The sequence below is a fragment of the Amycolatopsis sp. NBC_01307 genome (assembly GCF_035975215.1).
GTDB lineage: Bacteria > Actinomycetota > Actinomycetes > Mycobacteriales > Pseudonocardiaceae > Amycolatopsis.
In genome coordinates, this window is the sequence record NZ_CP108403.1 from 10007287 (window position 1) to 10029358 (window position 22072).

20 protein-coding genes are annotated in these 22072 nt (G+C 72.6%); 12 read left to right on the forward strand and 8 right to left on the reverse strand.

Translation table 11 applies throughout. The features are described 5' to 3' along the window. Nucleotides 1-4 precede the first annotated feature (4 nt). From OG439_RS45130 to OG439_RS45140, 3 genes are all read right to left on the reverse strand, one after another. Complete coding sequence (locus OG439_RS45130; RefSeq protein WP_442792359.1) at nt 5-1297, reverse strand: diguanylate cyclase; 1293 nt, start codon at nt 1295-1297, stop codon at nt 5-7. An 85-nt stretch (nt 1298-1382) separates the two neighbouring features. Then, entirely contained in the window at nt 1383-2609 is a 1227-nt protein-coding gene (locus OG439_RS45135) for an MFS transporter (protein ID WP_326951783.1), read from the reverse strand. A gap of 169 nt (nt 2610-2778) precedes the next feature. After that, nucleotides 2779-3561: an IclR family transcriptional regulator gene (locus OG439_RS45140; RefSeq protein ID WP_326946460.1), complete on the reverse strand. Its 783-nt coding sequence runs from the start codon at nt 3559-3561 to the stop codon at nt 2779-2781. Nucleotides 3562-3645: 84 nt separating this feature from the next. Here OG439_RS45140 and hutH point away from each other — a divergent pair, with 84 nt between their 5' ends. The 6 genes from hutH to OG439_RS45170 all read left to right on the forward strand — a co-directional run bounded on the left by hutH (nt 3646) and on the right by OG439_RS45170 (nt 11770). Next, the gene (hutH, locus tag OG439_RS45145) at nt 3646-5172 is read left to right on the forward strand and encodes a histidine ammonia-lyase (RefSeq protein ID WP_326946461.1); all 1527 of its coding nucleotides are present in this window, start codon (nt 3646-3648) and stop codon (nt 5170-5172) included. A gap of 57 nt (nt 5173-5229) precedes the next feature. Then, nucleotides 5230-6891 (forward strand): urocanate hydratase, encoded by a 1662-nt coding sequence (gene hutU, locus OG439_RS45150; RefSeq protein WP_326946462.1) that lies wholly within the window; start codon nt 5230-5232, stop codon nt 6889-6891. Further along, nucleotides 6888-8084: an allantoate amidohydrolase gene (locus OG439_RS45155; protein WP_326946463.1), complete on the forward strand. Its 1197-nt coding sequence runs from the start codon at nt 6888-6890 to the stop codon at nt 8082-8084. Before hutU ends, OG439_RS45155 begins: the two co-directional genes overlap by 4 nt. Beyond that, nucleotides 8081-9370 (forward strand): formimidoylglutamate deiminase, encoded by a 1290-nt coding sequence (locus OG439_RS45160; protein ID WP_326946464.1) that lies wholly within the window; start codon nt 8081-8083, stop codon nt 9368-9370. Before OG439_RS45155 ends, OG439_RS45160 begins: the two co-directional genes overlap by 4 nt. After that, a complete protein-coding gene (gene hutI, locus OG439_RS45165; RefSeq protein ID WP_326946465.1) occupies nt 9358-10503 on the forward strand; it encodes an imidazolonepropionase in 1146 nt (381 codons plus the stop codon). Before OG439_RS45160 ends, hutI begins: the two co-directional genes overlap by 13 nt. 109 nt (nt 10504-10612) lie before the next feature. Beyond that, nucleotides 10613-11770: an FAD-dependent oxidoreductase gene (locus OG439_RS45170; protein ID WP_326946466.1), complete on the forward strand. Its 1158-nt coding sequence runs from the start codon at nt 10613-10615 to the stop codon at nt 11768-11770. A gap of 52 nt (nt 11771-11822) precedes the next feature. Here OG439_RS45170 and OG439_RS45175 read toward each other — a convergent pair whose 3' ends face one another. Next, nucleotides 11823-12689: a lipase gene (locus OG439_RS45175; protein WP_326946467.1), complete on the reverse strand. Its 867-nt coding sequence runs from the start codon at nt 12687-12689 to the stop codon at nt 11823-11825. Between the two features lie 104 nt (nt 12690-12793). On the opposite strand from OG439_RS45175, the gene OG439_RS45180 reads away from it, so the two are divergent. Then, nucleotides 12794-13996 carry a PucR family transcriptional regulator gene (locus tag OG439_RS45180; protein WP_326946468.1) on the forward strand — a complete coding sequence of 401 codons (1203 nt, stop codon included), beginning with the start codon at nt 12794-12796 and terminating at the stop codon, nt 13994-13996. Here OG439_RS45180 and OG439_RS45185 read toward each other — a convergent pair. Beyond that, nucleotides 13993-15399: a nitrilase-related carbon-nitrogen hydrolase gene (locus OG439_RS45185; protein WP_326946469.1), complete on the reverse strand. Its 1407-nt coding sequence runs from the start codon at nt 15397-15399 to the stop codon at nt 13993-13995. The genes OG439_RS45180 and OG439_RS45185 overlap by 4 nt on opposite strands. Nucleotides 15400-15620: 221 nt before the next feature. Between OG439_RS45185 and OG439_RS45190 the strand changes: the two genes are divergently transcribed. Together OG439_RS45190 and OG439_RS45195 are read left to right on the forward strand one after the other, a co-directional pair. After that, on the forward strand, nt 15621-16745 hold the full coding sequence (locus OG439_RS45190) for an inorganic phosphate transporter (RefSeq protein ID WP_326946470.1): 1125 nt from the start codon (nt 15621-15623) through the stop codon (nt 16743-16745). Between the two features lie 8 nt (nt 16746-16753). Continuing rightward, nucleotides 16754-16975 carry a hypothetical protein gene (locus OG439_RS45195; protein WP_247061331.1) on the forward strand — a complete coding sequence of 74 codons (222 nt, stop codon included), beginning with the start codon at nt 16754-16756 and terminating at the stop codon, nt 16973-16975. Here the strand turns inward: OG439_RS45195 and OG439_RS45200 are convergent. Further along, nucleotides 16957-17718, reverse strand: a complete 762-nt coding sequence (locus tag OG439_RS45200) for a hypothetical protein (RefSeq protein WP_326946471.1) — start codon at nt 17716-17718, stop codon at nt 16957-16959. The genes OG439_RS45195 and OG439_RS45200 overlap by 19 nt on opposite strands. Then, on the reverse strand, nt 17715-17924 hold the full coding sequence (locus OG439_RS45205; RefSeq protein ID WP_326946472.1) for a hypothetical protein: 210 nt from the start codon (nt 17922-17924) through the stop codon (nt 17715-17717). Before OG439_RS45205 ends, OG439_RS45200 begins: the two co-directional genes overlap by 4 nt. Nucleotides 17925-17965: 41 nt before the next feature. Between OG439_RS45205 and OG439_RS45210 the strand changes: the two genes are divergently transcribed. The 3 genes from OG439_RS45210 to OG439_RS45220 are packed head-to-tail and all read left to right on the forward strand — an operon-like array spanning nt 17966 to nt 20971. Then, nucleotides 17966-18673, forward strand: a complete 708-nt coding sequence (locus tag OG439_RS45210) for a dienelactone hydrolase family protein (protein WP_326946473.1) — start codon at nt 17966-17968, stop codon at nt 18671-18673. A 46-nt stretch (nt 18674-18719) separates the two neighbouring features. Then, nucleotides 18720-20300, forward strand: coding sequence for a sensor histidine kinase (locus tag OG439_RS45215; RefSeq protein WP_326946474.1), 1581 nt, complete (start codon nt 18720-18722; stop codon nt 20298-20300). Further along, nucleotides 20297-20971, forward strand: coding sequence for a response regulator transcription factor (locus OG439_RS45220; protein ID WP_326946475.1), 675 nt, complete (start codon nt 20297-20299; stop codon nt 20969-20971). The genes OG439_RS45215 and OG439_RS45220 overlap by 4 nt, the downstream gene beginning before the upstream one ends. Here the strand turns inward: OG439_RS45220 and OG439_RS45225 are convergent. Beyond that, entirely contained in the window at nt 20916-22043 is a 1128-nt protein-coding gene (locus OG439_RS45225) for an FAD-dependent monooxygenase (RefSeq protein ID WP_326946476.1), read from the reverse strand. The two genes, OG439_RS45220 and OG439_RS45225, sit on opposite strands and share 56 nt — an antisense overlap. Between the last annotated feature and the right edge of the window lie 29 nt (nt 22044-22072).

The following is a 22072-nucleotide window of genomic DNA, read 5'->3' on the forward strand; positions in this document are numbered from 1 at the left end:
CCCGCTAGACCAGGTCCGCTACGTGGACCACCTTGTTCCTGCCCGTGGCTTTCGCGTGGTAGAGAGCGGTGTCCGCGGCGTCCAGGAGTCGTTGTAACGCCGTTCCCGCTGTGGGGTACGCGGCTATGCCTATCGATACCGACAGGCCCGTGACCCGCAGCTTGCCCACCGGGACTGTCAGTGCGCTGATCGCGCGGCGGATTCGCTCGGCCACCGCGCTGATGTCCGGGTGGGCTATCCCGGGCAGCAGCACGACGAACTCCTCGCCGCCGAAGCGGCCCACCGCGTCGCCGCGGCCTCGCACCGCCGCGATGATCGCTTCGGCCACCGCTTTGAGCACCGCGTCACCGGCCAGGTGGCCGTACGTGTCGTTGACCTGCTTGAAGTGGTCCAGGTCCAGCATCAACAGGCCGAACGTGCCGCGCTGGCGGGCCGCGCCGGCCAGCGTGCGCTCGGCCTGGGCGTGCCAGCCGCTCGTGTTGTACAGGCCCGTCTTGTCGTCCCGGTGGGCCGCCACCTCCAGCTGTCTCACCAGGACGGTGCGGTGCAGCAACAGCAGCGGGGGCAGGACCAGGACCACCAGGCCCGGCAGCATCGCGACCACCACCGCGTTCAACGCGCCCAGGCACAGCGTGGCCACCTCCAGGCCGTTGTCGGCCCACGTGCCGAACAGTGCCTCCGGCGTCCGGCCGATCTCCCGGCGCGCCGGGAGCACCAGCAGCGCGTTGACCACGAAGAACGTCGCGCCTGCTCCTGCTACCGCGAAGGTGCCCGGCCACGGGTGGCTCGTCGCCGAGCGGACGTCGTCGAGGCCGGCCAGACAGAGCACACCCTGGGCCGCGTAGCAGGACAGCAGGATGATCGCGGCGTTGCTGATCGTCCGGGACGCCGGGACGCGCTGCAGGCGGTACCAGCTGCGCAGCGCCAGGTGCAGGTACAAGCCGCCGACCAGCACCGCGAGCAGCAGCGGCGGCAACAGCAGGACTCCGGCGAACGTCCAGACCGACGTCATGTTGATGTGCGGCGTGCCCGAGACGCGGCGGCGGATGCGCTCGACCCGGCGGCCCGTCTCCGACTGCAGGACGCCGAGGGCCAGCAGGACCCCGAGGATCGCCAGCGTGCGGCGATCGACTTCGATGGGCGACGGCTTCAGCGTCAGCACCACCGCCAGTACCTCGCTGACCAGGCAGTACGTGACTACGCGCGGGCCTTGCCGCCACAGCGCCCAGCGCCGTGGCGAGACGAAGACGTCACGAAAGCGTGGCACAACGCGCGATGCTCCACCGCCGCTCCGCATACTCATGGTGTCCGCCCGGTAACGCAGGCGGTACGGGCCGAGCCGGCGAAAGGAGGCGCGCCATGTGCGGTCGCGACAACTGATGTCATCGCTCTCCCTCCGAGTCCAGCAGTCTGACCCGGCGCCACGCTCGCGCGATCGGCACGGCCACGGCGGCCCCCGCCGCGCCGGCCACCGCGATGGTGTGCGCCGGGCTCAGCACGTCGGCCAGCACACCGGCGGCCGCCGCGCCCACCCCTTGCACGGTGATCAGGCCCGCGGAGTTCACACCGGCGCACTGCGCGCGGTGCTCGTCCGGCACCCGCCGCATGAACGAGACCGTGCCCTGGATGTTGTAGCCGGTCGCCAGTAGCCCGGACGCGGCCAGCAGCACCACCGCCGGCACGAGCCCCGGCCGGACGACGAACACGATCAGCGGCAGCCCGGCCGCGATCCCCAGCCAGCCGAGCACGCGGACCAGTGTCGCTTCCGGGATCCACTTGCCGAAGACGAACCCGCCGAGCACGCTGCCCGCCGGGTCCGCGGCCATGATCAGCCCGACGAGCGTCGCGCCCGCGCCGATGCCCGCCGCGTACGGCGCGGCCAGCGCCTCCGGGACGATGTAGAAGCCGGCCAGCCAGTTGAGCGCGACCAGCGTCCGCAGCGCCGGATCGTGCCAGATCAGCCGGGCGCCGGCCGTCGTCGACGCCAGCCAGGCGCGGCCACCGGACGTCGTCGTCGCGGCCACGGCCGGCCGCCGTCGCACGCCGGAGGCCAGCAGCGCGGCCGACAGCAGGAACGTCACGGCGTCCAGGGCCAGGGCGGCCGTCGGGGCGAGAGCCGCGATCAGCAGCCCGCCGCCGGCGAACCCGGCCAGCTGGGCGCCCTGGATCGTGACGTTCCTCAGAGCCATCCCGACGAGGTAGCGCTCGCCTGCGAGCACCGAAGGCAGCAGCGCCTGCTGTGCCGCCTTGAACGGCCCGCCGAGCGCGGTCATCACCGCGACCAGCACGCACAGCACCCACAGCGGGACGCCGGGGATCGCGATGACGGCGACCAGCGCGGCCCGCGCCAGGTCGGACCCGATCATCACGTCGCGACGCGGCCACCGGTCGCCCGCGCCGGCCAGCAGTACCCCGCCGAGCAGCGACGGGACGTAGGTGAGCGCGTAGGTCAGGCCGGTCAGCGCGGCCGAGTCGGTCCGCTGGAACACCAAGACGGCGAGCGCGACGCGGGCGAGCTGGTCACCGCAGATGGACAGCAGCTCGGCGGCCCACATCGCCCGGAACTCGGCGACGGCCAGGACCGCGCCGAAGCCCACCCGGGTCACCATCGGTGCCCCGGCTGCCACGATGCCACGCCGTCGTCCATCGCCGGTTCCCCTCGTGCCCCCACGACCGGTGTCCTCTTGCGCAACCACGGTAATCACCGAGCGGAGCGGAATCGAGGCGTTCGGTGACAGTTGCCCCGATCGCACCAGCCGGGACGCCGCCGGGTGGAGGTCAGCCCGGGTGGCCGCCGATGCGGGTGGTCAGTTCGGCTGCCGTTGCCGCTACCTCCGCCGCCAGTTCCGGCCACGTCTCTTCGCACGGCTCTGACGTGCAGTGGTGCCGCAACGTCACGCTGATCGCGGCCAGTGGGCGGGCGCCGTGGTCGAAGACCGGGCTGGCCACCGAGGCGAAACCCGCCGTGACGTGGCCGTCTTCGATCGACCAGCCCAGGCGGCGTTCCGCGGTGAGCGTGCGGCGCAGTTCGGCCAGGGTGGCCGGGCCGCGGCCGGTGCGGCGGACGAACGTCGAGGCCGACGGGAACAGCGCGCGGACGTGCGGGGCGGGCAGGTGCCGGAGGATCGCGCGGCCGGACGCCGTCAGCTGGGCCGGCAGGCGGACGCCGACCTCCGTCACCAGCGTCTCCGGGCGGGCCGGGCGCTCCTTGATCAGGTACAGCGACTCGTTGCCGTGCAGGACGCCGAGGTGCGCGGTGTGCCCGGCGCGGTCGACGAGCTTGCGCAGCAACGGCCCGGCGAGCCGTTCCAGGGGGTCGTGGCGCAGGTACGCCGAGCCCAGCTCGAACGCCGCGATGCCCAGGCCGTACCGGCGTTCCGCGGGCAGGTGCACGACAAAACCGGCGGCCTCCAGCTCGTTGAGCAGGTGGTAGGTCGTCGAGCGGGGGAGGCCGGCCTCGCGGGCGATCGCCGACGCCGTGACCGGGCCGGGGCGCGTCGCCAGCAGCCGCAGCACCGCCAGCCCGCGCCGCAGCGCCGGGACCTCGCTGCTCTCGCCCATGCCCCGAGCCTAATGTCTGGGATCCCAGACGGAACCACCCCGTGGGGCATCCCACCAGCGGGAAAGACGCTGTCCAATGGGCCCATGCCGGAAAAAGTGCTCCTGGGTGCGGAACCCATGACCGCCGCCCAGGTCGTCGACGTCGTCCGCGGCCACGCGCCGGTCGGGCTCACGGACGCGGCCGAGAAGAACCTCGCCGCGACCCGCCAGCACATCGAGGACCTCGCCCACGCCGTCACGCCCACCTACGGCGTCTCGACCGGCTTCGGCGCGCTGGCCACCCGCCACATCCCCGTCGAGAGCCGGACCGCGCTGCAGCGCAGCCTGATCCGCTCGCACGCCGCCGGCGCCGGGCCGGCCGTCGAGACCGAGGTCGTCCGCGGGCTGATGCTGCTGCGGCTGCGGACCCTCGCCAGCGGCTACACCGGCGTCCGCCCGGGTACCGCGCAAACGCTTGCGGCCCTGCTCAACGCCGGGATCACGCCGATCGTCCACGAGTACGGTTCCCTCGGCTGCTCCGGCGACCTCGCGCCGCTGGCCGCCGTCGCGCTGGCGCTGATGGGGGAGGGCGACGTCGAGTACCGCGGTGCGGTCGTGCCGGCCGGCGAAGCGCTCAAGCACGCCGGGATCGAGCCGGTCGTGCTCGCCGAGAAGGAGGGCCTGGCTCTCACCAACGGCACCGACGGCATGCTCGGCATGCTCCTGCTCGCCGCCGCCGACCTGCACCGGCTCTTCGACATCGCCGACCTCACCGCCGCGATGAGCGTCGAGGCGCTGCTGGGCACCGATCGCGCGTTCGCGGCCGAACTGCAGGCGCTGCGCCCGCACCCCGGCCAGGCGTTGAGCGCCGCGCGGATGTGGCACGCGCTGCAGGGCTCGAAGATCGTCGAGAGCCACCGCGGCCCGGACTGCAACCGCGTCCAGGACGCCTATTCGCTGCGTTGCGCCCCGCAGGTCCACGGCGCCGCGCGCGACAGCCTCACGCACGCCGAACTCGTCGCCGAGCGGGAGCTCGCGTCCGCTGTGGACAATCCGGTCGTGCTGGCCGACGGCCGTGTCGAGTCCAACGGCAACTTCCACGGCGCGCCCGTGGCGTACGTGCTGGACTTCCTCGCCATCCCGATCGCCGACCTGGCCAGCATCGCCGAGCGCCGCACCGACCGGATGCTCGACAAGGCCCGCTCGCACGGCCTGCCGCCGTTCCTCGCGTACGACCCCGGCGTCGACTCCGGGCACATGATCGCCCAGTACACGCAGGCCGCGATCGTCAGCGAGCTCAAGCGGCTCGCGGTCCCGGCGTCGGTCGACTCGATCCCGAGCAGCGCCATGCAGGAGGACCACGTCTCCATGGGCTGGTCGGCCGCGCGGAAGCTGCGCAAGGCCGTCGACGGCCTGACGACCGTGCTCGCCATCGAGCTGCTGACGGCCGCCCGGGCGCTCGACTTCCGGGCGCCGCTCGAGCCGTCGCCGGTCACCGGCCGCGTCCGGGACCTGCTCCGCACCAAGGTCGAGGGCCCCGGCCCCGACCGGCACCTGGCGCCCGAGATCGCGGCCGCCGAAGAACTCGTCCGCTCCGGCGCCGTCCTCGACGCCGCCCGTCTCGGGTCGTGAGTGCGTAACAGTGTTCTAACACTGTTACGCACTCACGACCGCCTACCTGGAGGTCTGATGACCAGCACGTCCCGTGTCATCCGTGCCGCCCGCGGCACCCAGCTGACCGCGAAGTCGTGGCAGACCGAAGCCGCGCTGCGGATGTTCCACAACAACCTCGACCCCGACGTCGCCGAGCGGCCCGAGGACCTGGTCGTCTACGGCGGCACCGGCAAGGCCGCCCGCAACTGGGCCAGCTTCGACGCGATCACCCGCGAACTGACCACTTTGGACGTCGACGAGACGCTGCTCGTCCAGTCCGGCAAGCCGGTCGGCGTGTTCCGCACGCACGAGTGGGCGCCGCGCGTGCTCATCGCGAACTCGAACCTGGTCGGCGACTGGGCCACCTGGCCCGAGTTCCGCCGCCTCGAGCAGCAGGGCCTCACGATGTACGGCCAGATGACGGCCGGCTCGTGGATCTACATCGGCACCCAGGGCATCCTCCAGGGCACCTACGAAACCTTCGCCGCCGTCGCGAAGAAGAAGTTCGGCGGGTCCCTGAAGGGCACGCTCACCGTAACCGCCGGCCTCGGCGGCATGGGTGGCGCGCAGCCGCTCGCCGTCACCATGAACGACGGCGTCGCGCTGGTCATCGAGTGCGACCCGCAGCGCGCGCACCGCCGCGTCGAGACGCGTTACCTGGACGAGGTCGCCGACGACCTCGACGACGCGATCGCCCGCGTCACCAAAGCGAAGCGCGAGAAGCGGCCGCTGTCGGTGGGTGTCGTCGGCAACGCCGCCGAGGTGCTGCCGGAGCTGCTGCGCCGCGGCGTCGAGGTGGACATCGTCACCGACCAGACGTCCGCGCACGACCCGCTGTCGTACCTGCCCAAGGGTGTCGACGTCGCCGACTGGCACGACTACGCGGCCAAGAAGCCCGACGAGTTCACCGACCGCGCGCGCGAGTCGATGGCCGAGCACGTCGAGGCCATGCTGGGCTTCCTCGACAAGGGTGTGGAGGTCTTCGACTACGGCAACTCGCTGCGCGGTGAGGCGAAGCTCGGCGGCTGCGAGCGCGCGTTCGACTTCCCCGGGTTCGTGCCTGCCTACATCCGCCCGCTGTTCTGCGAGGGCAACGGCCCGTTCCGCTGGGCGGCCCTGTCCGGTGACCCCGAGGACATCGCGGCGACCGACCGCGCGATGCTGGAGCTGTTCCCGGAGAACGAATCCCTGGCCCGCTGGATCAAGCTGGCCGGCGAGCGCGTGGCGTTCCAGGGGCTGCCGGCGCGGATCTGCTGGCTCGGGTACGGCGAGCGGCACCTGGCCGGCCTGCGGTTCAACGAGATGGTCGCCAGCGGCGAGCTGAAGGCCCCGGTCGTCATCGGCCGCGACCACCTCGACTCCGGCAGCGTCGCCTCGCCGTACCGCGAGACCGAGGGCATGGCCGACGGCTCCGACGCGATCGCCGACTGGCCGCTGCTGAACGCGCTGGTCAACACGTCGTCCGGCGCCAGCTGGGTGTCGATCCACCACGGCGGTGGCGTCGGCATGGGCCGCTCGATCCACGCGGGCCAGGTCAGCGTGGCCGACGGGACGGCCCTGGCCGCGCAGAAGCTGGAGCGCGTGCTCACCAACGACCCGGGAATGGGCGTCATCCGGCACGTCGACGCCGGTTACGATCGCGCGGCCGACGTCGCCGACGAGCGGGGCGTGCGGGTGCCGATGCAGGGGGATGCGTGACCGCTTCTGGTTTCCTGGCCGAGATCGACGACGTCGGACGCGACCCGAAGCGCGGCGGTTACTCCCGCCACGCCTTCGACGCGCCGGAGCACGACCTGCGTGAGTGGTTCGTCGACCGCGCGCTGGGGCTCGAGCTGGACGTCGAGACCGACCGCAACGGCAACATCTGGGCCTGGTGGGGGCCGCCGGGACGCAACGCCGTCGTCACCGGCAGCCACCTCGACTCGGTGCCCGGCGGCGGCGCGTTCGACGGCCCGCTCGGCGTCGCGAGCGCCCTCTCCGCCGTGGAAACCTTGCGGGCCAAGGGTTTTCGGCCGCGCAAGCCGCTCGCCGTCGTCGTGTTCGCCGAGGAGGAGGGCGGCCGGTTCGGCGTTCCGTGCCTCGGCTCGCGGCTGCTCACCGGCACCATCGACGCCGACAAGGCGCGTGGCTTGCGGGACGCCGACGGCGTCACGTTCGCCGAAGCGGCCAAGAAGGCCGGGATCGACCCGGCGCGGATGGGGCCGGACGAAGAGCGGCTCGACCGGATCGGGCGGTTCCTCGAACTGCATGTCGAGCAGGGACGCGGGCTGATCGACCTCGGCGCGCCGGTGGCCGTCGGCAGCACCGTGATCGCGCACGGCCGGTGGCGGTTCTCCTTCGAGGGACAGGGAAACCACGCCGGAGCGACCCTGCTGGCCGACCGCGCGGACCCGATGCTGCCCGCCGCCGCGACGGTCACCGCCGTCCGCCGGCTCGCCTCGGGCGTGCCGGACGCGCGCGCGACCGTCGGCCGGCTGGTGCCGACACCCGGCGGCACCAACGTCATCGCGTCCACAGTGGACCTGTGGCTCGACGCGCGGGTGCCCGGCGAGGGCACCCCGGGGCTGGTCGCCGAGATCAGCCGTGCGGCGTCGGCCGCGGCGGCGGAAGAGGGCTGCCAGGTCAGGGTGACGCGCGAGTCGTACTCCGGTGACGTCGTGTTCGACGACGCGCTGCGCCGGGACCTCGGCGGCTGGCTGGGCGGCGTGCCGGAGCTGCCGACCGGCGCCGGCCACGACGCGGCGATCCTCGCCGGGTTCGTCCCGGCCGGGATGCTCTACGTGCGCAACCCGACCGGCATCAGCCACTCGCCGGAGGAGTTCGCCGAGGCCGCCGACGTCGAGGCGGGCGCGCAGGCCCTGGCCACCGCGCTGGAGCAGCTGACGCGATGACGTACTGGTGCGAGCAGGCGTGGCTGTCCGGCGGGATCGCCCGCGGGGTGCGGATCGATGTCGCCGACGGGCGGATCACCGGCGTCACGCCGGACTCGCCGCGCACTGGAACCGTCCTGAATGGACTGACCTTGCCCGGGTTCGCGAACGGGCACTCGCACGCGTTCCACCGGGCGTTGCGCGGCCGGACACACCACGAGCGTGGCACCTTCTGGACGTGGCGTGCGCGGATGTACGCGCTCGCGTCGCGGCTCGATCCGGACTCGTACTACCGGCTGGCCCGCGGGGTCTACGCCGAGATGGTCCTGGGCGGCTACACGAGCGTCGGCGAGTTCCACTACCTGCACCACGCGCCCGGTGGCACGCCGTACGCGTCGCCGAACGCCATGGGGGAGGCGTTGCGGGAAGCCGCGCGGGACGCCGGGATCCGGCTTACCCTGCTCGACACGTGCTACCTCGCCGGGGGCATCGGCGTCGCGCCGGACGAGGTTCAGCAGCGGTTCTCCGACGGCTCGGCTTCGCGGTGGGCTGAACGGGTCGCCTCGCTGAAAGAGGACGACCTGTTCCGCGTCGGCGCGGCCATTCATTCCGTGCGCGCGGTTCCGGCCGATCAGCTGTCGCTTGTGGACAGTGCTCGCGTGGTCCACATCCACCTCTCCGAGCAGCGCGCCGAGAACGAGCAGTGCCTGGCCGCCTACGGTCGCACCCCGGCGGAACTCCTCGACGACCACGGCGTGCTGACCGATCGCCTGGTCGCCGTGCACGCCACGCACCTGACGACGTCCGACATCGACCGGCTCGGCGCCGCTCGCGCGGGGGCGTGCTTCTGCCCGACCACCGAACGCGATCTCGGCGACGGCATCGGCCCGGCCCGCGCGCTGCGGGACGCGGGCGTGCGGCTGAGCGTCGGCAGCGACAGCAACGCCGTCGTCGACGCCTTCGAGGAGACCCGCGCGCTCGAACTCGACGACCGGCTGGCGAGCGAGGAACGCGGCCGGTTCAGCGCCGAGGAACTCCTGGCCGCCGGAACCGACCACAAGACCGTCGGCTGGCCCGAGGTCGGACGCCTCGAAGAAGGCGCGGGCGCCGACTTCGTGACGGTCGCGCTGGACTCCGTGCGGACGGCCGGGATCGAGCCGTCCGGGGTGGTGTTCGCCGCGTCCGGGGCCGACGTCCGGCACGTCGTCGTCGCGGGCCGGAACGTCGTCCGCGACGGGGCGCACCAGCTGATCGAACGACCGGAAACCGTTCTGGCGAAGGAGATCGAGGCACTGTGGCTGTCGTGATCACGGGGATCGGCGAGCTGACGACCAACGACCCCGAGCTGGGCCGCCTCACCGACGCGGCCCTCGTGCTCGACGGCACCGAAGTGGCCTGGGTGGGCCCGAGCGCGCAGGCGCCGGACGCCGACGAGCACGTCGACGTCGAGGGCCGCGCGGTGCTGCCGGGCTGGGTCGACAGCCACACGCACCTCGTCTTCGCCGGCGACCGCACGGCCGAGTTCGAAGCCCGGATGGCCGGAAAGCCGTACACCGCGGGCGGAATCGCGATCACCGTCGGCGCGACGCGGGAAGCGTCCGACGAGCAGCTGGCCGCGAACCTGCGCCGGCACGTCGACGAAGCGGCCCGGCAGGGGACGACCTGCCTGGAGACCAAGACCGGCTACGGACTGACCGTCGCGGACGAAGCGCGCAGTGCCCGGATCGCCGGGGAGGTCGCCGACGAGGTGACGTTCCTCGGCGCGCACCTGGTCCCGCCGGGCGCCGACGCGGAGTCCTATGTGGACCTCGTGTGCGGCGAGATGCTCGACGCCGTCGCGGAAAGCGTGCGCTGGGCGGACGTCTTCTGTGAGACGGGCGCCTTCGACGAAGCCCAGTCGGCCCGCGTCCTCAAGGCCGCCGCGGAACGCGGGCTGGGCCTGCGGGTGCACGGCAACCAGCTCGGGGAGGGCCCCGGCGTCCGGCTGGCGGTCGAGCTGGGCGCGGCGAGCGTCGACCACTGCACGTACCTGTCGGACGCCGACGTCGAGGCGCTGGCCGCGTCCGAAACCGTGGCGACGCTGCTGCCCGCGTGCGACCTCTCGACCCGGCAACCACTGGCTCCGGCGCGACGGCTGCTCGACGCGGGCGCGACGGTCGCGCTGGCCAGCAACGCCAACCCGGGCAGCTCGTACACGACGTCGATGGCCTTCTGCGTCGCGACGGCGGTGCTGCAGATGCGCATGACCATCGAAGAGGCCGTCTGGGCGGCGACGGCGGGTGGCGCGCGGGCGTTGCGCCGCGACGACGTCGGCGTGCTGCGGCCCGGCGCGCGGGCGGACGTCCACGTGCTCGACGCGCCGTCCGTCACACATTTGGCCTACCGCCCCGGAGTTCCGCTCACGAAAGTGGTGTGGCGCGCCGGAGATCTCGTGCGCTAACGTGGATCGCAGAGGACGCGCGAACGCACGGTCCGGTATGGGTTAGTCCGGGCACTCGTTCCAGCGCTCACCCGTGCGTCCCTTCATCGCCAGCGACGAAGGGACAAGTGTGTCTGTCATCATCATCGGTGCCGGGATGGGTGGCCTGAGCCTCGCCCAGGGCCTGCGCCGCGCCGGGATCCCGTGCCAGGTCTACGAACGCGACGCCGCGCCCGGCGCGCGGGTGCAGGGGTACCGGCTGCACATCGACCACGTCGGCGACTCGGCGTTGCGTGAAGTCCTACCACCTGAGCTGCACGAACTCTTCCGGGCGACGGCCGGTCGGGCGCTACCCGCCACGCAGATCTACGACGAGCAGCTGCGGCGCGTCGACGAGCTGGTCCTCAACAAAACTGGACCCCACCTCAACATCAACCGCTTCACCGTGCGCCAAATCCTGCTGCACGGCCTGGATGTGCGCTACGACAAGCGGTTAACGCACTACACGGCCGACGCCGGCGGGGTGACCGCGCACTTCGCCGACGGCACCTCCGCGCACGGTGAGCTGCTGGTCGGCGCGGACGGCGTCAACTCCCCGGTGCGGCGCCAGTACTTGCCGCACGCCGAGGTCGTCGACACCGGGCTTCTCCAGCTGTACGGCCGGATTCCGCTCACCGCGCACACGAGGAAGCTGTTCGACCCCGAGATGTTCGCGGTGTTCTCGATGGTCGTCGCCCCCGACCGGACGATGGTCGGGTTCGCGCCGGTCGAATACCCGGAGCCCGTCGCCGAGGCGGCCGCGCGGCTCGTGCCGGGGCTCGAGCTGCGGGACCACGAGCCGTACATGACGTGCGCGGTCGGAGCGCGTCGTGAGGTCGTCGGGCTGAGCGACGCCGAGCTGGCCGCGTTGACGCCGGCCGAGCTGCAGGAGCTGGCTTTGGGGCTGGTGAAGGACTTCTCGCCGCGGGCTCGTGCGATGGTCGAGCACTGGGACGACACCGCGACGTTCCCGCAGCCGATCCGCACGAGCGTGCCGATCGAGCCGTGGTCACCGTCGCGGGTGACGCTCGTCGGCGACGCGATCCACGCGATGAGCCCCGCGGCCGGCGCGGGCGCCAACACCGCGTTGCGTGACGGTGCGGCGCTGGCGTCCGCGCTGGCCACGGCTCCGCTGCTCGACGCCGTGGCGGCGTACGAGTCCGCGATGGTGGACTACGGCTTTGCGGCCGTCCGGGAGTCCGCGGCGAACGGCCGGCGGTTCATGGGCCAGAACCCGCTCCCGGTCTGACGCCTCGTGAGTGTTTAGGGCGGTTCTAACCGCCCTAAACACTCACGACCGGCTACAGCGGCAGGATGAACGGCGTGCAGCGCGGCTGGTAGCGGGAGTCCAGGGCGTGCAGGATCAGGCCGGTGACGTTCGGGTCGACGGCCTGGCCGAGGTGCCCCGAGACGTCGGTGCGGCAGAAGTCCTGCAGCACGATGTCCGTCGCGCCCGGCTCGTTGAGGATGCCGCTGGTGTAGGGCGTGACGACCTCGTCGTAGCGGCTCACGATGCTCGTGTACGCCGGCCCGGCGACGTGCACGCCGCCGCGGGCGAGGTCGTCCAGGAACGCCGTGGGTGCCAGGTATTCGGTGCACGAGCCGCACGCCGTCGTCAGGATCCCCCGCAGGCCGGGGACCGTGGCGAGGAGCCCCTTCGCGAGCGCGTCGAGGCCGCCGAGGGTGGTGCCGCGGTAGTTCGCGCCGAAGCCGACGAAGTGCGCGACCTTCGCGGCACCACCGCCGAACTTCAGGTAGTACGCGGGCATCGTGCTGCCCTCGGAGTGCCCGACGATGTCGACCTTCGCCGCGCCGGTCGTGCTCCGGACGCGGTCGACGAACCGGCCCAGCTCGGCGGCGCTGTCCCGCATGGACGCGAGGCCACCGACGAGCGGGCCGAGCACGCCGGTGCCGTAGGTCAGGGAGTAGACGCAGTAGCCCTGCGCGGCGATCTTCGGCGCGTGGAAGAACCAGTTGACGGTGTCGTTCGCGCCGAGGCCGTGCACGAGCACGACGGGCTGGGGGTGCTGCGCGGAGGGCTGGCACGACCAGTTGTTCCAGCCGCTGCTCGGCGCCGCTTCGGCGACCGCCGGAGCCGCGACGCCGAGTGCGACCGCCGCGACGAGCGCGGTCAGGATTCGCTTGACACCGCCGTTGGTGACCCGCATTTCCGTTGCCTCCAGTTACCCGTCAGTAAGTGATGCCTGTCATGATGTGGCACAACGGGTCGTCCGCGACATGGGACGACGCTCAGAGTTGGACGGGGCCGGTTGTGACGGATGACAAAGCGTTCCGGGTCGGCGGCCAGAACCTGGCCGACCGGCTGACCGGTGCGCTGCCGGCGCTGACCCGCGCGGTGATCGAGGAGCTGGTCGCCCGGCTCACGGCGTACCGGCTGATGCCCGGCGAGGAGCTGGCCGGCGACATCAGCCGCGTGATCGAGCAGAACCTGCGCTCGTTCGTCGGGGTGCTCCGGTCGAAGACGCTGCCGACGGCGGCCGAGGTCGCCTTCCTGCGCGAGTCGGCGGCCCGGCGTGCGGAGGAGGGCATCCCGATCGAGGTGGTCCTGACCGCGTACCACGTCGGCATACAGGTCACCTGGGACACGACGACCGCCGACGCGCGGCCCGAAGACCTCGCCGACGTCATGGCGGTCAACGCGCTCCTGCTGCGTTACCTCGAGCTGGTCACCCCGGCCGTCGCGGCGGGCTATCTCGCCCAGCAGCAGTCCATCTCCGGTGACGAGTACTCGGCGCGGCAGAGCCTGCTGGCCGCGTTGCTCGGCGGGGAGCCCGCGCAGGCCGCGGCCGACCAGGCCGGGTTGCGGCTGCCGCCGTCCTACCTGGTCGTGGCGTTCGGGTTCGGCGCGCACCCGGACGAGACTTCGGCCGACGTCGACCCGCTGGTCGCGGCCCGCCGGAAGCTGCGGCGGCTGCGCGCCGAGCTGGAACGGCAGGTCCGCGAGCCGATGCTGACGTCGTTGACCACGGACGGCGGGCTGGCGCTGCTGCCCGAGCGCGACCGGCCGTGGCTGGACGGCGTGGTCCGGGAGATGGCCCGCGCGGCGGCCGTCCCGGTGACGGCGGGCGTGGTCGTCACCGAGCCCGACGGCGTCGCCGCGGCCGCCCCCTGCGCCCGCCGGATCCTCGCGGTGGCCCGGACGTTCGGCCGCGCGCCCGGCGTCTACCGGCTGGACGACGTCGTGCTGGAGTACCAGCTGTCCTGCCCCAGCGAGGCCCGCGACCGGCTCGCCGAGATGCTGGAACCGTTGGCGGACAAGGCGGATCTCCTCGACACGCTGCGGGCGTACCTGCGTCTCGGCGACCGCCGGACGACCGCGGCCCAGCTGCACGTCCACCCGAACACCGTCGACTACCGGCTGCGGCGGGTCCAGGCGCTGACCGGCCTGGACCCGACGTCGACGGCGGACGTGACGCTGCTCGGCGCGGCCGTGGTGGCCCGCGCGGCGGACTAGGCGTCGACGCGTTCCCGGCTCGCCGCGGCCGCGATCCCGGCCAGGGCCAGGAGTCCGCACAACCACGCGAACCAGTCGCCGAAGCGGGCGTACGGCGTGCCGCCGCTGCCGAGCGGGACGTCGGCCGTCACCACCGAGAACGGCCGGTCTCCGGTGTGGGTGTCGGCGAGGACGCGGCCGTGCGCGTCGGACAGCATCGGCGTCCCGCGGGATGCGCTCCACGCCACCGAGAACCCGTTCTCGACGCCGCGGATCAGCGCCGTGCGGCTGTGTTCCCAGCCGTCGACGTCCTCGTCGGACGCCGGGATCAGGACCAGGCCGGTGCCGGCCGCGCCGTAGTCGCCGCTGGGGTTGCCGAAGTTGACGTCCATGCAGACCAGCAGGCCGATCTTCGCCGGCCCCGCGAGGTACGCGAGGTCCGTACCGTCGGCGATGTTCTTCGAGTCCCCGTTGTGCCACTTGTGGAACTCGACCGCCGGCCCGGACGGCGGGACGTCGAGCGCCGCGTTGAACCGGCCTTGCGACGTCGTGTCGTAGACGCCGGTGACGACCTCGACGCCGGTGCGGCGGAGCTGCTCGGTGAACCCGGCCCGGGACGCGTCGTCCACCGCGAAGGCCGCTTCCGGGAGCACCGCGACGCGCACGCCGTCCGGCAACGCGCCGATGGCGTCCACATAGGACTGCAGGAGCGCGGCGCCCTGCGGCGTGGTGACGTCCGTCGCCCAGGCCGCCTGGGCCGGGGCGATCAGTGCGACCTTCACCGTGGTCCCCGCGGGGCTGCTCAGCCGCGCGGTGCTCCAGAAGAACAGCCCGGTCAGCGCGGCGGCGACCGCCACCACCGAGACCAGCCGGGACCGGCCCGTGACGCCGGGCGCGCAGATCGCGGCCACCGCGGCCGGGACGGCCAGCACGAGGAACTCGACGCCCCAGCCGCCGGTCACCGACGCGAGCTGCAGGACCACCGGCCGGTCGGCCTGGGTCGTCATGAACGTCCCCATCAGGCCGGTCGGGTTGAGCAGGGAGACCGCGTACAGCGCGACGGTCCACAGGCCGGCCGCGGCGAGCACCGCCAGCACGGCGTGACGACGTCGCACCAGCAGCCGGAACAGGCCGACGGCCAGTGCGAACAGCACCGCGCTGCCGGCGAGGATCGCGATCGCGGCCGGCCGCGGGACGGCCAGTGAGTGCCAGAAGTAGCTCCAGGTGCCGGTGCTGCCCGCGGCGTAGGCGACGAACGCGCAGAGCGCCGCCGTCACCCCGGACACCCGCGGCGCGAGCAGCAGGATCGGCAGTGGCGCGAACCACGCCAGCGCGGCGACCGGGTCCAGCCCCGTGCCGAAGAAGAACAACACACCCGACGCCACTGTCGCGGCGGTCGGCCAACCCGGCCCCAGTCTGCTCATGACCCCGACGGTCGCAGGGGCGGCGGCGGGCCGCACTGGGCCGCACCACCCTCTTCGTGGTCGGGCTGACCCTACCTGCCGGAAATGGGCGGATCGTCCAGGTAAGCGCTTTCGGGTTCACGGAGTGTTCAGGGAGCCGTCACACCACCGGGATCGGGTTCCGGCCGGCCGATCCGTAGCGTTGCTCACGAACAGCCTCCGGCGACGGAAATGAGCCCCGCATGGACTTCTCGCTGATCGTGCTGGTGGTGATCGTCGCGGCGCTCGCCTTCGACTTCACCAACGGCTTCCACGACACGGCCAACGCGATGGCCACGTCCATCGCCACCGGCGCCCTCAAGCCGCGGGTCGCGGTCGGGGTCTCCGCGGTGCTGAACCTCGTCGGCGCCTTCCTGTCGGTGGAGGTCGCGAAGACGATCTCCGGCGGGATCGTCGACGACACCAAGGTGACGCCGGTCATCATCTTCGCCGGCCTGATCGGGGCCATCGTCTGGAACCTGGTGACCTGGCTGATCGGGCTGCCGTCGAGCTCGTCGCACGCGTTGTTCGGCGGGCTGATCGGCGCCACCTGGATCGCGTCGGGCTCGGACGCCGTCCACTTCGGCAAGGTCGTCGAGAAGGTCCTCATCCCGGCGCTCGCCTCGCCGATCGTCGCCGGGCTCGTCGCGACGCTGGGCACCTTCCTCGTCTACCGGATCACCGCCCGGGCGAAGAAGGACACCGTGGGCCGGACGTTCAAGGCCGGTCAGATCGCCTCGGCGTCCCTGGTTTCGCTCGCGCACGGCACGAACGACGCGCAGAAGACGATGGGTGTCATCACGCTGACGCTGATCGCGTCCGGTTCGCTCGCGCCGGGCTCGAACCCGCCGATCTGGGTGATCCTGACCGCCGGCACCGCGATCGCGCTCGGCACCTACCTCGGCGGCTGGCGGATCATCCAGACGATGGGCAAGAAGCTCACCGAAATCCAGACGCCGCAAGGCTTCGCGGCCGAGACGAGCGCCGCGGCCGTCATCCTCACCTCGGCGCACCTCGGCTTCGCGCTGTCCACCACGCACGTCTGCTCGGGCGGCATCATCGGTTCCGGCCTGGGCCGCCGGCTCGCCGAGGTCCGCTGGGGCGTCGCCGGCAAGATGGTCGTGGCCTGGGCATTGACGCTGCCCGCCGCCGCGATCGTCGGCGCGATCGCCGCCGAGGTCTCGACGCTCGGCACCTGGGGCACGGTCCTGATCGGCCTCGCCGGCGTCGTCATCGCGGTGGGCATCTACCTCGCGTCGCGGCGGAACCCGATCAGCGCCAACACCATCACCGAGCCGGAGCCGGCCCCGCAGCCGGCCAACGTCTGAGGAGCGCCGTGAACATCGATTGGGGTTCCCTCGGTCTCGTCTTCGTCGTCGCGCTCGCTTCGGTGGTCGTGCTGACGAGCCTCTTCTCCTTCGGAGTGGTGGGGCTCTCGCAGCGCGAATCGGCCCGTGAAGCTGGCGGCTCGGGCACCGGCCCGCTGGCCGGCGCGATCCTCTGCTTCGCCGTCTGCCTGGCGATCGTCGGGTACGGGATCTACTTGATCGTCGCCTGAGCGCGTTCCCGGAGGCCGTCCGGGAGCCCGCCGAGCATCGGGGCCAGGGTGTTCCGGCGCTCGGCGCTCAGGTGGTTCAGCATGTCCAGCGCCGGCGTCCAGAGGTCTTCGTCGGCGCCGGCCGCGGTGATGACGCGGCCGAGGCGGTGGGCCGGGAGCAGGCCGACGACGTGGTCGATGCGGTTCTTGTCGTCGAGGACGAACGCGATCCGCAGCAGGCCAGGGTCGTCGATCTCCTCGAGGCAGCGCCGGACCGTCGGGTCCGGGAGGTGCCCGACGAACCGGCCCAGCGTGATCCAGTCCGCGCGCTCGGCCAGTTGGGCCGCGACGGCGAGCACGGTCTCCAGGGGGATGCGCGAGATGATCGCGCTCGCGCGGCGCGGGTCGAGGTCGGCCGCGACCTCCGACAGGAACCGGGGGCTCAGGCGCTTCGCGACGTCGACGCCGCGGGCGACGTCGACCACGCCGGCGATCCGGGCGCACAGCAGCGGGCCGAACACCTTTTCGGCGATCTTCGCCAGCACCGCGCCCGGCATGATCCGCGCGGCGAGCGCCATCCGCTGCAGCACGGCGAGGTTCGCGTCGAACAGCGTGTCGGTGACGCGCTCGCGGAACACCCGCAGGTCGCCGGCGTCGACGCGGGCCAGGTACTCGAGCCGCTCCGGCTCGACGCCGAGGACGCGGGCCAGCTTGAGGATCTCGGCTTCGGCCTCGTAGTTGTCGGTCGCAGCGTTGTCAGTCACAGCCCGACTGCCTTCCGGACCGCGCCGCGCAGCAACGCGGGGACGTACCGGAGGCCTTCTTCGCCCGCCTCGGCCAACGCCTTCGCCTGCCGTCTGCGCGCGTCGCGCAGCGCGTCGGCGAGGTCCTGCCGCTCGTGCTCTTCGAGGGCCTCGATGCCTTCGGGGAGTTCGCCGCCCAACTGATCGGCGAGGGTGCGCTCGGCCATGGTGGATCATGATGCAGCACCGGGGGCGCTACCGTGCGGATATGAGCATCGAGACGTCCACCACCCGTGTCGGCGACCTCTCCGCGTACCTGGCCCGCCCGGCCGGTGGCTCCGGGTCCGGGATGCTGCTGCTGCCGATGATCACCGGCATCGGCGAGCAGGTCCGGGCCTGGGCCGACGAGCTCGCCGGCCGCGGGATCACGACGTTGACCTGGGACGTCTTCCACGGCGCGAGCACCGACAACACCTCCCGCGAGGACCTCGGCGCGAAGCTCGGCGAGCTGTCCGACGAGGTCGCGCTGACCGAGCAGACGGCGTTGCTCGACCACCTGCTCGGCGACCTCGGCTGCACGTCGGCCGGCGTCATGGGCTGGTGCCTCGGCGGCCGGTTCGCGCTCCTGCTCGCCGCCCGTGACCAGCGGCTTTCCGGCGTCGTCGCCTACCACCCGACGGTCCGCGACCCGCTACCGCCGAACCACACCCTCGACACGGTCGCTTTGTCGACAGCGATCACCGCACCGGTGCTCGTCTCCTACCCGGAGGCCGACACGGTCGTCTCGCACGAGACGTTCGGCCGGCTCCAGGCCGCGCTGCAGTCCCGCGCGACGGGCGCGACGTTCACCCAGCACTTCCCGGGCGCCGAGCACGGCTTCAGCGACTCCTCGCGGCACGGCACCGCGGTCAATGCCGACGCGTTCGCGCTCTCCTGGCCGCAGACCCTGGCCTTCCTGGACGCCCTGAAAGGTTGACTTTCGGCAGTGGTCGCCGCCGCGGCCCGCTTGTAGCGTCGCTTTTGTGCAGGAGGTGACGAGGCGACGGTGGCGGGTGGTGTTCGACGCCGTCCTCGCGCTGTTCCTGGCGTTCATCGTCGTCTCGGACACGGTGGACACCCGGGCGTACTGGGAGATGGCCGGCGGTTTCGCCGTCGTCCTGGGCTCGGTGGCCACCGCCCGGCGTCACCCGGTCGTGTCACTCGGCATCGCGCTGGTGGGGACGCTCGTCGTGCCGTTCCCGTACGGCAACCGCCTGCCGGTCTGGGTGGTGTTCGTGCTGGTCGCGATGTGCTACCAGGCCGGACTGCGGATGCCGCGGGCGCGGCCGGGCCTGCTGCTCGGCGGCGCCGTCGCGGTGCTCGGCCTGCCGCTCTCGCTGCTCGTCGGCGAGGACGGCCTCGGCGACTGGGCCGAACTGGTCACGATGCTGGTGTTCGCCGGGCTGTCGCCGTGGCTGCTGGGCCGCTACGTCCGGCTGCGCGGGGAGCTGGCCCGCACCGGCTGGCGCCGCGCCGAGGAGATGGAGAGCCGTCAGCGCCTGGTCGCCGACCAGGCCCGGCTGCGCGAGCGCGCGCGGATCGCCAGCGACATGCACGACTCGCTGGGCCACGAGCTGAGCCTCATCGCCGTCCGCGCGGCGGCCCTGGAGGTCGCCGGCGGCCTCGACGACGGCCGGCGCGGCGCGGCCGCCCAGCTGCGCACCAGCGCCGCGGCCGCCACCGAGCGGCTGCGCGAGATCATCGGCGTCCTGCGCGAGGACGCCGCACCCGTCGAGCCGGTGCAGGGTGACCTCGGCGAGCTGATCGCGCGAGCGCGGGCGTCCGGGCTGCTCATCGACTCCACAGTGGACAGCGCGCAGGCGCCACCGATGGTCGCCCTCGCGGCCCACCGGGTCGTCCAGGAAGCGCTGACGAACGTCGCGAAGCACGCGCCCGGCGCCGCCGTGACGGTCCGGGTGACCAGCTCCGGCGCGCAGACCGAGGTGAGCGTCGTCAACGCGCCGCCGCCCGCCGGGCCGCTGCCGGGCGCCGCGTCCGGGCACCGCGGGCTGATCGGGCTGCGCGAGCGCGTCCGGCTGGTCGGCGGCACGCTGCAGGCCGGCCCGCACGCGGGCGGGTTCGCCGTCACCGCGACGCTGCCGCACGACGCCGCGCCGGTCGAGGAGACCGCGGAGCTGCGGGAGGCCGCCGACGACGCCATCGGGCAGTCGACGTCCGCGCGGGCGCTGGAACTGGCGCGGCGTGACGTCCGGCGCAGCCTGATCCAGGCCGTCGGCATCCCGCTCGGGCTGTTCGCGGTGGTCATCGGGGTGGCCGGGATCGCGTTCCTGTACCTCTGGAACTCCTCGGAGCTGCCCGGTCCGGTCTACGACCGGCTGCGGCTCGGGCAGCCGCGCGCCGAGGTCGCGCCGCTGCTGCCGGGCACCCAGCGCAGCGCCCGGCCGACGCGCGGCGAGCCGCCGCTGCCGCCGGTGCCCGGGGCCGCGTGCGAGTACTACGGCACCGGAAGATCGTTCCTGAACAACGACTACGCCGCCTATCGGCTGTGTTTCGCCGACGGGAAGCTGGTTTCGAAGGACGAGTTCGCCGAGGGGGTTTCGTGATCAGGGTCGTGCTGGCCGACGACGAGGCGTTGATGCGGGCGGGGGTGGCGGCGATCCTGGCCGCGGACGGCGGCATCGAGGTCGTCGCCGAAGCCGCCGATGGCCGTGCGGCGGTCTCCCAGGTGCTGGCCACGCACCCGGACGTCGTGCTGCTCGACATCCGGATGCCGGTGCTGGACGGCCTGGGCGCGGCCGCCGAGATCCGGCGGCTGCGGCCCGCGACCGGCGTCATCATGCTGACGACGTTCGGCGAGGACGACTACATCGAGCGCGCGCTCGGCCTGGGCGCGGGCGGGTTCCTGCTCAAGTCGGGCGACCCGCGTGAGCTGCTGGCGGGCATCCACGCCGTCGCGGACGGCGCCGCGTTCCTCTCGCCGAAGGTGGCACAGCGGGTCATCGCCCGGCTGTCCGGCGGCCGCCTCGCGCGCGCGTCGGCGGCCCGGTCGCGGATCGCGTTGCTGACCAACCGGGAGCGGGAAGTGCTGGTGTTCATCGGATCCGGACTGTCCAATGCGGACATCGCGGCGAAGCTGTTCGTCGTCGAGGGCACGGTGAAGGCGCACGTCAGTACCATCCTGACCCGGCTCGGCGTGAAGAACCGGGTGCAGGCGGCGATCACGGCGTACGAGGCGGGACTGGTCGGGGGAGACCCGGCGGCTGCCAGCCACTGATCCCGGCGCCGATCCGGGCCGTGGCTTTGGCCGGGGTCAGTCTCAGGAGCGCGTTGCGCAGTGTGGTGGCGACGGGGTTGGTGAGCTGCGTGCCGATCTTCCCGGCCCGGACGGAGTCCCTTGCGACTTTCTGGCTGCGGGGTCTGCGTTCCTGGTCGTACTTCGTTAGTCCTTTTTGGATTGTGTCCTCTGTGGACACGGCGTGGGCGAGCACAACGGCGTCTTCGAGAGCCTGGCAGCCGCCCTGGCCGAGGAACGGCGGCATCGCGTGGGCGGCGTCGCCGAGCAGCGCGATCTTGCCCCGGACGTAGCTGGGCAGCGGCGTGCCGAGGTAGTAGAGGTCGTGGTGGAGGATGTCCGCGGCGGGCGTCGCGTCGATGAGGGCCGGGATCGGGTCGTGCCAGCCGCCGAAGTGCTGCTGGAGGTAGGCCTTGACGTCGGCGGGGCGTTCGCCGGCCCGGACGACGTAGGAGATCCACCAGTAGACGTCGCCGCCGGCCAGCGGGAGGACGCCGATCTCGGCGCCGCGATCCCAGCTGGTGCTCAGCGGCGTCCCGGGCCGGTGGGCGACGCCGCGGAAGGCGGTGCTGCCGCTGTAGACCGGTGGTGCTCCCTTTCTGACCTGGCTGTTGATCCCGTCGGCGGCCACGACGAGGTCGGCGTGGAGTTCTCCGCCGGTGTAGCGCACGAAGCCGTCTTCGCGGACTTCGGTGACTTCGGTGCCGGTCTCTATTGTCTCCCGGGGCAGTGCTCGCGCGAGCGCGTCGATGAGGTCCCGGCGGTGGATCGCGGCGAGGGGAAGCCCGTGGTTTTTCGTGAAGGCGGCCGCGTCCCAGCCGGTGATCCGTCGGCCGCGCTTGTCTCTCAAGCCACCGTCACGCTGTTCCTGGAGGGGAGCTTGGACGCCGAGGACGTCGAGGCAGCGCTGAGCGTTCGGCCAGAGGGAGATCCCGGCGCCGACGCCGGTGATCTCGGGTGCTTTCTCCAGAACGGTCACGTCCCAGCCGACCCGACACAACCCGACCGCCGCCGCGAGCCCGCCGATACCGCCGCCGACCACCACCGCACGCATAGCTCCTCCTCTACAGGTGTAGAGGACTC